Genomic DNA, 10,103 nt, shown 5'->3' on the forward strand with positions numbered 1-10,103 from the left:
GCCCTGCGCTCGCCGGGGACCCGGCCCGAGCCGGAGGCGCGCCCACCGCCTGTCGGGTCCACGCCACCTCCGCACCACTCGGCCACCCGGGTCCGGGCGGTCCCTAGAGGGTGCAGCATCGGTGCCGACGATCGCGGCGCGTGGCCCGGCGTGTCGGCTCCTCGTGTCACGCGCACGGGTCCGTCCACCCCGGAGAGTGACGGCGGGGTGGCCGCTCGTGATCATGGTTCCGCACTGCCGGACCGCCGGAGCGGTGAGAGACTTCACATCCGAACACGCCCGGCGAGAGACGGTGGCGCCGATGACCGCGCAGCTCGACCCCGACGCACCACGGCCCGCCCCCCGCGGTCCGGTCCTGCCCGCAGCGATCCCCGATCCCCGGGACGCACCGGTCGAGCCCGGTCCGGTCGACCCCACCGCCCCCGCGCTCACGACGGTCCCGGGCGGCCCCCCGACGATCGCCGAGGCCGTCGCCGAGGCGGTGGCGGAGGTCCGCCCGATCCTCGTCCCGGACGAGCCCACCCCCACGCCGTTGTCCGACGCCGGCCGCGCCCTCCTGGAGGAGGGCCGCGCCGAGGGGGCCCTCGAACCCCTGCGCCGCGCCGTCGCCTCGGCCGAGCCCGGTGGCGCGGACCTGCTGGTCAGGGCCTATCTGGACACCGGAGCCTGGGCCGCCGTGATCGACTGGCTGACCCCGCTCGTCGCCGACGGCCGGACCGAGTTCGCAGGCAGGCTGGGGGTGGCGCTGGCCGAGTTCGGCGACCTCGTCCGCGCCGAGGACATGCTGCGCACCGCGGTGGCGCACGGCGAGGTCGCCGCCGCGAACGACCTGGCCCTGCTGCTGCGGGACGACCGCAGGCTGGTGGAGGCGGCCCGGGTGCTCACCCACGCCGCCGACGCAGGCGACCCGCAGGCCCCGGACAACCTCGTCGCGCTACACCTGGAGGACGGCGACCTGACGGGGGCCGCCGAGGCCGCGGAACGGTACGCGGACGACCGCAGGCCCGACGCGCTCGTCGCGTTGGCGGACGTGCGGGCCGCGCAGGGTCGCGTCGACGAGGCGGACGCGCTCTACCGGCGGGGCGCAGAGCTGGGCGCGGTCCGCGCGCACACCGCCTACGCCGGGTTCCTCGTGGCCCGCGGCGAGACGGCCGACGCGGAGCACGAGTTCCGCGAGGCGGAGCGGCACAACGAGCCGGGCTGGCCGCTGACCGTCGGGCGGTTCCTGGTGGAGACGGACCGCCCGGACGTCGCGCGCTGGTACCTGGAGACCGGGGTGCGGGCGGGCGACCGGGAGGCCGGGGCCCTGCTCGCCGAGCTCGACGGCGTGGATCCCACGGACGACTGACACCGCCCGAGCCGCCCGTCCCACGACCGATACCCTCGGGCGCCATGGAGGCGGAGGCGGAGCGTGCGGAGCCGAGCACGGGCGCGGCGGTCCGGACCTACGGGGACGAGCTCGCGGTCGTGACCGTGACCTACTCACCCGGGGAGACGCTGGCGGCGTTCCTCGACTCGCTGCCCGCGGCCACCACCCGTCCGCTGCGGGTGGTGTTGGCGGACAACGGGTCCGTCGACGGCGCACCGGAGGCGGCCGCCGAGCGCGAGGGCGTCGAGCTGCTGCGGATCGGGGAGAACGTCGGGTACGGCACCGCCGCGAACCGGGCGGTCGCGCAGCTCGGGCCCGAGGTCGGGTGGGTGGTCGTGGCGAACCCGGACCTCGTGTTCGGCGCGGGCTCGATCGACACCCTGCTGGAGGCCGGGTCGCGGATCCCGCGGGCCGGCTCGCTCGGACCCCTGATCCGGGACCCCGCGGGCGCCGTCTACCCGAGTGCGCGCCGGGTCCCCGATCTCGCCACCGGCGCCGGGCACGCCGTACTGGGCAAGGTCTGGCCGCAGAACCCCTGGTCCAGGACCTACCGCCAGGAGTCCACGGCGATCGAGGAGCGGCCCGCCGGGTGGCTCTCCGGGTCCTGCCTGCTGCTGCGGCGGACGGCGTTCGACTCCGTGGACGGGTTCGACCCGCGCTACTTCATGTACTTCGAGGACGTCGACCTCGGCGACCGGCTCGGCCGGGCGGGCTGGCTGAACGTCTACGTGCCCACGGCCGAGGTCGTCCACACGGGTGGGGTGTCCACCACCAAGGCCGACGTCTCCGCCCGGATGCTCGCCGAGCACCACCGAAGCGCCTACCGCTACCTGGCCGACCGGCATCCGGGCGCGGCCAATGCGCCGTTGCGCGCAGCCGTCCGGGCAGGGCTAACGGTGCGGGCACGGGTGTCGACATCCCGGACGCAGGCCGCTGTCGCGGCTCACTGACGAGAGGACCGCTGTGCTGGACGACGTCGAGGCCGTGGTGCTGGTGGGGGGCAAGGGCACCCGCCTGCGCCCCCTGACCCTGTCCGCGCCGAAGCCGATGCTGCCCACCGCAGGGGTGCCGTTCCTGGCGCACCTGCTCTCCCGGATCCAGGCCGCGGGGGTGCGCAAGGTGGTGCTGGGCACCTCCTACCTCGCCTCCACCTTCGAGGACCACTTCGGGGACGGGACGAGCCTGGGCCTGGAGCTGACCTACGTCGTCGAGGAGGCCCCGCTGGGCACCGGCGGCGGGATCGCGAACGTCGCCGAGCACCTGACCTCGGAGGACGTGATGGTCTTCAACGGGGACGTCCTCTGCGGGACGGACCTCGGCGCCGTCGTGAACACGCACCGCCACACGGACGCGGACGTCACGCTGCACCTGGTGCGCGTGCAGGACCCGCGGGCCTACGGCTGCGTGCCCACGGACGACGACGGCCGCGTGCTGGCCTTCCTCGAGAAGACCGAGGACCCGCCCACGGACCAGATCAACGCCGGTTGCTACGTGTTCAAGCGCTCGGTGATCGAGGCGATCCCGAAGGGCCGCGTGGTCTCCGTCGAGCGCGAGACCTTCCCCGGCCTGCTCGAGCGCGGGGCCCGCGTGAGCGGTCACGTGGACAACGCCTACTGGCGGGACATGGGCACTCCCGGCGACCTGGTGCACGGCTCGGCGGACCTGGTCCGCGGCGTCGCGCCGTCGGCGGCGCTGCCCGGCCCGACCGGCGAGTCGATCGTGCTGGAGGGCGCGGAGGTCGCCAAGGACGCGTTCGTGTTCGGCGGCACCGCCGTCGGCCGCAACGTGGTGGTCGGCGAGGGGGCCAAGATCGAGGGCTCCATGCTGTTCGACGGCGCGGTGATCGCCCCCGGCGCGATCGTCGAGAGCTCCGTGGTCGGCGCGGGCGCACGGATCGAGGAGGGCGCGCACGTGCGGGACGCCGTGATCGGCGACCGCGCGGTCGTGGGCGCGCACTGCGAGCTCAAGGGCGGCATGCGGGTGTGGCCGGACGTCCAGCTGCCCCCGCACGGCGTACGCTTCTCCGCCGACGTCTGACCCGTGGGTGGCGTGGGGTCGCCGGAGCGACCGTCGCCACCCACCACCGAAGGTGCAGGACCCATGATCGAGCGGGAGTGGCGGCCGGAGTTCCGGCTCGACCTGCCCGGTGTGCTCGGGCCGCTGCGCCGCGGACGGGGGGATCCCTCGTGGCGGTCCGTGGGCGAGGGCGCGGGGATGGTCACCGCGATCTGGCGCACCTCCACCACCCCCGACGGGCCCGCCACCGTGCGGCTCGCCCGCCGTACGGACGGCACGGTCGTCGCGAAGGGGTGGGGGCCCGGTGCGGCCTGGGAGCTCGACGGACTGCCCACCCTGCTGGGCGCGGCGGACGACCCGGAGTCCTTCGTCGCGCACCATCCGCTGATCGCCGACGTCGCCCGGCGCAGGCCCGGCATCCGGTTCCCGGCGACCCGACGGGTGTGGGACCAGCTCGTCCCGGCGATCCTCGAACAGAAGGTCACCGGCACCGAGGCCCGTCGCTCGTGGCGCGAGCTCTGTTGGCGCTTCTCCGATCCCGCCCCCGGACCCGGAGAGCTCATGCCGCGCGGGATGCGGATCCCGCCCACGCCTGCCCAGATCCGGTCCGTGCCGGAGTGGGAGTGGCACAAGGCAGGCGTCGACTCCGCACGGCGCCGCGCCATCCTGGCCGCCGCGGCCGTGGCACACCGGCTCGAGGCGGCCGTGGAGCTGGGCGGCGAGGAGGGGCGGATCCTGCTGCGGAAGATCCCCGGGATCGGGGTCTGGACCGCCGCGGAGGTGGCCCAACGGTCCTGGGGGGACCCCGACGCCGTCAGCTTCGGGGACTTCCACATCCCCACCGTGGTCGGCTGGGCGCTGGTCGGCCGCCCGCTCGACGACGCGGGGATGCTCGAGGTCCTCGAGCCCTACCGGCCGCAGCGGCAGCGGGCGGTGCGGTACGTGGAGCTGTCCGGCTTCCGACGACCGAGGTTCGGGCCACGGTTCAGCCCGCGCGACTTCCGGGCGATGTAGGTTCGACGGCGTGGATCTCGGCTCTCTCAGCGCGCTCGACGGCTCCCCGCTCCCCGATCTGGCCGGCAAGACCGTCCTCGTCGTGAACGTCGCCTCGAAGTGTGGGCTCACCCCGCAGTACACCGGTCTGGAGAAGCTGCAGGAGCGCTTCGGCGGCCCCGGCTTCACGGTGCTCGGCGTGCCCTGCAACCAGTTCGGCGGCCAGGAGCCCGGCTCCCCGGAGGAGATCGCCACCTTCTGCTCGGCCACCTACGGGGTCTCCTTCCCGCTCACCGAGAAGGTCGACGTCAACGGGCCGGGCAGGCACCCGGTCTACGCCGCGCTGACGGACACCACGGACGCGAGCGGCGCCGCGGGGGACGTCCAGTGGAACTTCGAGAAGTTCCTCGTGGGCCCCGACGGCTCGGTCAAGGCGCGCTTCCGGCCCCGCACCGAGCCGGAGTCCGAGGAGGTCGTGGCCGCGATCTCGGGTCTGCTCGGCTGAGCCGTAGCCTGACGTCGTGAAGGTCACGGTCCTGGTCGGAGGCGTCGGCGGCGCCCGGTTCCTGCTCGGTGTGAAGGAGGCCCTCGGCGAGGGCCACGACATCACCGCGGTGGTCAACGTGGGCGACGACATCTGGATGCACGGCCTCCGGATCTGCCCCGACCTCGACACCTGCATGTACACCCTCGGCGGCGGCATCGACACCGAGCGCGGCTGGGGGCACGCGGGAGAGACCTGGACGGTCAAGGAGGAGCTGGCCGCCTACGGCGCCGAGCCGAGCTGGTTCGGGTTGGGCGACAAGGACATCGCCACGCACCTGGTCCGCTCCCGGATGCTGCGCGCGGGATACCCGCTCTCCCAGGTCACCGAGGCGCTCTGCCACCGCTGGCAGCCCGGGGTGCGGCTGCTGCCCGCGTCGGACGACCGGGTGGAGACCCACGTCGTGATCGACAACCCCGCGGCGGGGGAGGACGACCCGCCCCAGGTCGCCATCCACTTCCAGGAGTGGTGGGTGCGCTACCAGGCCAAGTACCCGGCGCACCGGTTCGCCTCCGTCGGCGCGGAGGAGGCGAAGGTGCTGCCCGCCGCGGCCGAGGCGATCGCGGGGGCCGACGTCGTGCTCGTCGCGCCGTCGAACCCGGTCGTCAGCATCGGCACCATGATCCAGATCCCCGGGATGCCGCAGGCACTGGTCGGGGCGCGGGGGCGGATCGTCGGGGTCTCGCCGATCGTCGGCGGGGCGCCGCTGCGCGGGATGGCCGACGCGTGCCTGTCGGCGATCGGGGTCGAGACCAGCGCCGAGGGCGTCGGGCGGCACTACGGCGGCCGCGCGAAGGGCGGCCTGCTTGACGGCTGGCTGGTCCACACCGGCGACACGGCGCAGATCGAGGGCGCCGAGGTCCGCTCCGTGCCGCTGCTGATGACCTCCGTGGACAAGACCGCGGACATGGTCCGGGCGGCGTTCGACCTCGCCGGGGTCGCCCCGTGACCGGGGACCACCGAGCGGACGGCGCGCTGGAGGTCCTCCCCGTCCACGGGCTGCCGGAGTTCCGCCCCGGGGACGACGTGACGGCGGCGCTCGTCTCCGCCGCGCCCTGGCTGCGGTCGGGCGACGTCGTGGTGGTGACCTCCAAGATCTTCTCCAAGTCCGAGGGCAGGCTCGTGCCCGCACCCACGGACCCCGAGGAACGGGACGCCCTGCGCCGCAGGCTGATCGACGGCGAGACCGAGCGGGTGCTGGCCCGCAAGGGACGCACACTGATCGTCGCGTCGAAGCTCGGGATCGTGCAGGCGGCAGCGGGCGTGGACGGCTCGAACGTCCGCACGGACGAGCTCGCCCTGCTCCCGGTGGACCCCGACGCGAGCGCGGCCCGCCTGCGCGCCGGGCTCCGCCAGGCCCTCGGTGTGGACGTGGCGGTGGTCGTCACGGACACCATGGGGCGCTCGTGGCGCGTGGGGCAGACGGACGTCGCGATCGGTTCCGCGGGTCTCACGGTGATCCACCGGTACGCGGGCGCGCACGATGCCGAGGGCAACGAGCTGCTGGTCACCGAGGTCGCGGTGGCGGACGAGGTGGCGGGGGCCGCGGACCTGGTCAAGGGCAAGCTCGGCGGGCTGCCGGTCGCGGTGGTGCGCGGCCTCGGCGTCCGTGACGACGGGTCCACCGCCCGCGAGCTCGTCCGGCCCGTCGAGGAGGACCTGTTCCGGCTCGGTGCGGACGAGGCGATCGCGCAGGGCCGCGGGGAGGCGGTCCTACTGCGCCGCAGCTCGCGTTCGTTCGGTGCCGAACCGGTGGACCCGGAGGCGCTGCGTCGGGCCGTCGGGGTGGCGTTGACCGCGCCCGCGCCGCACCACAGCACGCCGTTCCGGTTCGTCTGGCTGCGCGATCCCGTGCGCCGCACCGCGGTGCTCGACGCCCTGCGGGACCGCTGGCGCGCGGACCTCGACGCGGACGGCCGTCCCCCGACGAGGTCTGGGACGCCGTCCCGGGCTTCTGGACCGAGATCGGCGACCACATGCTCAAGTACGCGGCCTGGGGCGACGGCTACACCGAGGCCCGCACCGTCGACCACGGCGGCGGGGCGTTCACCGTCTGGTACACCGACGCGGAGGGCCGGACGGTCGGGGTGGCCACCCACGAGGCGGACGAGGACTACGAGCGCGGCTCCGACCTCGTCGCCCGCGGGGCCACCGCGGCGACCGTCTAGTCCCCAGCAGCTCGGCGAGGTAGTGGTCGGTATCGACGAGGGTGCCATCGACGTCGAGCACCGCGGTGCCCGGGGAGGTCGTGCGCGACGGGTACCCGCTTCTGCGAGGGTTGGCCGCCGCCACGCCGGGAATACGCTGGCATGAGTTCGCACCGGCCGACGAGCAAGCGGCAGCGCACCGACTTCTCCGAGGGGGACCTAGAGGTCCACCCGCAGGAGGACCACGCGGCGGGCACCACCGCCGTCGCGGTGTCGCTGAAGCGGGCCCTGGAGCGGATGGGTCCCGACCGCACCGCCCGCACGCTGCTGAAGCTCAACCAGGCCGAAGGCTTCGACTGCATGAGCTGCGCCTGGCCGGACCCCGATCCCGGGCACCGCTCGGTCGCCGAGTTCTGCGAGAACGGCGCGAAGGCGGTGGCCGAAGAGGCGACCAAGGACCGCGCGGCCCCCGAGTTCTTCGCCCGGCACAGCATCGCCGAGCTCGACGCCCACTCCGAGTACTGGCTCGGCCAGCAGGGCCGGATCACCGACCCGATGGTGCTGCGGCCCGGAGGCACGCACTACGAGCCGATCGGCTGGGACGAGGCGTTCCGGCTGGTCGCGGCAGAGCTGCAGGCGCTGGACTCGCCCGACGAGGCCGCCTTCTACACCTCGGGCCGCGCCTCGAACGAGGCCGCGTTCGCCTACCAGCTCCTCGCGCGGGCCTTCGGCACGAACAACCTGCCCGACTGCTCGAACATGTGCCACGAGTCGACGTCGATCGCGCTGCAGGAGTCCATCGGCATCGGGAAGGCCAGCGTCACGCTGCCGGACCTGCTCGGGGCGGACCTCATCGTGATCGCCGGGCAGAACCCGGGGACCAACCACCCCCGCATGCTCACCCAGCTCGAGCACGCCAAGAAGGCGGGCGCCACGATCCTCACGATCAACCCGCTGCGCGAGGCGGGCCTGATGCGGTTCAAGAACCCGCAGACGCCGAAGGGCGTGGTCGGGCACGGCACCGGGCTGTCCGACCTGCACCTGCCGATCAAGATCAACGGCGACCTCGCGCTCTTCCAGGCGATGGGCTCGCTGCTCGTGGAGTGGGACGCGCTCGACCACCCGTTCCTCGAGAGGTACACGACAGGGTTCGACGCCTGGCGCGCGCACGTGTCGGAGATCGACTGGGCGACGGTCGAGGAGTCCACCGGGCTGACCCGGGCGCAGATCACCGAGGCCGCGGCGCTGCTGCGCGACTCGAAGGCCACGGTGTTCTGCTGGGCGATGGGGCTCACCCAGCACCGCAACGGCGTCGCCACGATCAAGGAGGTCGTGAACCTCGCGCTGGCCCAGGGCAACATCGGCAGGCCGGGCGCGGGCCTGTTCCCGGTCCGCGGCCACTCCAACGTCCAGGGCGACCGCACGATGGGGATCTGGGAGCGCCCGCCGGAGAGCTTCCTCGACTCGCTGCAGCAGGAGTTCGGGTTCGACCCCCCGCGCGAGCACGGCTTCGACACCGTGGACAGCATCCGTGCGATGCGCGACGGCACGGTGAAGGTGTTCGTGGCGCTCGGCGGGAACTTCCTGCAGGCCGCGCCGGACACCGAGGTCACCGCCGACGCGCTGCGCAACACCCGGCTGACCGTGCAGATCTCGACCAAGCTGAACCGCTCGCACCTGGTCGGCGGGAAGACCGCGCTGATCCTGCCGACGCTGGGGCGCACCGAGAAGGACGTGCAGGAGTCCGGGCCCCAGTTCGTGACGGTCGAGGACTCGACCTGCTCGGTGCACGCCTCACGCGGTCCGCTCGCCCCGGCGAGCCCGAACCTGCGCTCGGAGGTCTCGATCGTCACGTCGATCGCGGAGGCCACGCTCGGCGACCGGTACGGCATCGACTGGCCCGCCATGCGCGCGGACTACCGGCGCATCCGCGACCACATCTCCCGGGTCGTGCCGGGCTGTCAGAGCTACGAGGTCAACGCGCGGCGACCCGGCGGCTTCGTGCTGCCGCACCCGCCGCGGGACTCCCGGACCTTCGACACCGCCTCGAAGCGTGCCGAGATGGTCGTGTCGCCGATCGAGGTCCTGCACGTGCCCGAGGGCCACGTGCTGCTGCAGACCTTCCGCAGCCACGACCAGTTCAACACCACCATCTACGGGCTGTCCGACCGCTACCGCGGCATCGAGGGCGGCAGGCGGGTCGTCTTCCTGCACCGCGAGGACATCGCCGCCCTCGGCTACGCGAACGGTGACCACGTCGACCTGGTCACCCGCTGGGAGGGCGACGACCACCTCCGCTGTGCGCGGGACTTCCGGATCGTCGAGTACGACACCCCGCGCGGGACGGCGGCGGCCTACTACCCGGAGACGAACCCCCTGGTCCCCCTGGACTCGACCGCGCTGGGCAGCAACCAGCCGGCGTCGAAGTCCGTCGTCGTCAGGCTGGCCCGCGCGGGCTCCCAGGAGGGTGACTCCGGGGGTGCGCAGGAGGAGATCGGCGACGACTGGGACCACAAGTCCGAGCCCGAGGTGAAGCACCTCTCCTGAGACACTCCGGCGGGTGAGCGCCCTGGTGGTTCGTACGGCCCGGCTGGACGACGCCGCGGCGATGGCCCGCGTCAACGTCCAGGCCTGGCGGGAGACCTATCGCGGGCTCATGCCCGACTCCGTCCTCGACGACCCGGGCCTGGTGGCCGCCCGCGAGCGGTTCTGGATCGCCGCGCTCGGCGACGAGCGGTACCGGCGGAACCGGGTCGCGGTGGCGGAGCGGGCGGGCGAGGTCGTGGGGATCGCGATGTCGGGCCCGGCCCCGGAGGCCGACGCGGACTGGACGCGGCAGCTCTACGTGCTCTACGTGCTCGCCGCCGAGTACGGCTCCGGCGCCGGTCCGGCGCTGCTGGCCGCGGTCGTCCACCCGCACGAGTCGGCGGCGCTGTGGGTCGCGGACCCCAACCCCCGGGCGCAGGCCTTCTACCGCAGGCACGGGTTCGCCGCCGACGGCGCCGTCCAGGTCGACGACGGCACCCGTGTCGTG

At 73.9% G+C, this 10,103-nt stretch carries 9 protein-coding genes; all 9 read left to right on the forward strand.

Going from position 1 to position 10,103, the window contains the following annotated elements; translation table 11 throughout:
• The first annotated feature begins 301 nt into the window (after positions 1 to 301).
• Positions 302 to 1,348: a tetratricopeptide repeat protein gene (locus H5J29_RS10025; RefSeq protein WP_181780653.1), complete on the forward strand. Its 1,047-nt coding sequence runs from the start codon at positions 302 to 304 to the stop codon at positions 1,346 to 1,348.
• A 44-nt stretch (positions 1,349 to 1,392) separates the two neighbouring features.
• A complete protein-coding gene (locus tag H5J29_RS10030; protein WP_181780654.1) occupies positions 1,393 to 2,319 on the forward strand; it encodes a glycosyltransferase family 2 protein in 927 nt (308 codons plus the stop codon).
• Between the two features lie 16 nt (positions 2,320 to 2,335).
• Positions 2,336 to 3,406 (forward strand): mannose-1-phosphate guanylyltransferase, encoded by a 1,071-nt coding sequence (gene manB, locus H5J29_RS10035; RefSeq protein ID WP_181780660.1) that lies wholly within the window; start codon positions 2,336 to 2,338, stop codon positions 3,404 to 3,406.
• Positions 3,407 to 3,469: 63 nt separating this feature from the next.
• Entirely contained in the window at positions 3,470 to 4,399 is a 930-nt protein-coding gene (locus H5J29_RS10040; protein ID WP_181780655.1) for a DNA-3-methyladenine glycosylase family protein, read from the forward strand.
• A 10-nt stretch (positions 4,400 to 4,409) separates the two neighbouring features.
• Positions 4,410 to 4,883: a glutathione peroxidase gene (locus tag H5J29_RS10045; protein ID WP_181780656.1), complete on the forward strand. Its 474-nt coding sequence runs from the start codon at positions 4,410 to 4,412 to the stop codon at positions 4,881 to 4,883.
• Between the two features lie 16 nt (positions 4,884 to 4,899).
• Positions 4,900 to 5,871 (forward strand): 2-phospho-L-lactate transferase, encoded by a 972-nt coding sequence (gene cofD, locus H5J29_RS34905; RefSeq protein ID WP_181780657.1) that lies wholly within the window; start codon positions 4,900 to 4,902, stop codon positions 5,869 to 5,871.
• Positions 5,868 to 7,235, forward strand: coding sequence for a coenzyme F420-0:L-glutamate ligase (locus H5J29_RS10055; protein WP_181780658.1), 1,368 nt, complete (start codon positions 5,868 to 5,870; stop codon positions 7,233 to 7,235). Before cofD ends, H5J29_RS10055 begins: the two co-directional genes overlap by 4 nt.
• Positions 7,232 to 9,616, forward strand: coding sequence for an FdhF/YdeP family oxidoreductase (locus H5J29_RS10060; protein ID WP_181780659.1), 2,385 nt, complete (start codon positions 7,232 to 7,234; stop codon positions 9,614 to 9,616). Before H5J29_RS10055 ends, H5J29_RS10060 begins: the two co-directional genes overlap by 4 nt.
• A 13-nt stretch (positions 9,617 to 9,629) precedes the next feature.
• Positions 9,630 to 10,103, forward strand: a 474-nt coding sequence (locus H5J29_RS10065; protein ID WP_312858141.1) for a GNAT family N-acetyltransferase, incomplete at its 3' end; no start/stop codon positions are given.

Origin of the sequence: Pseudonocardia pini (assembly GCF_013870575.1) — a bacterium.
Classification (GTDB): domain Bacteria; phylum Actinomycetota; class Actinomycetes; order Mycobacteriales; family Pseudonocardiaceae; genus Pseudonocardia; species Pseudonocardia pini.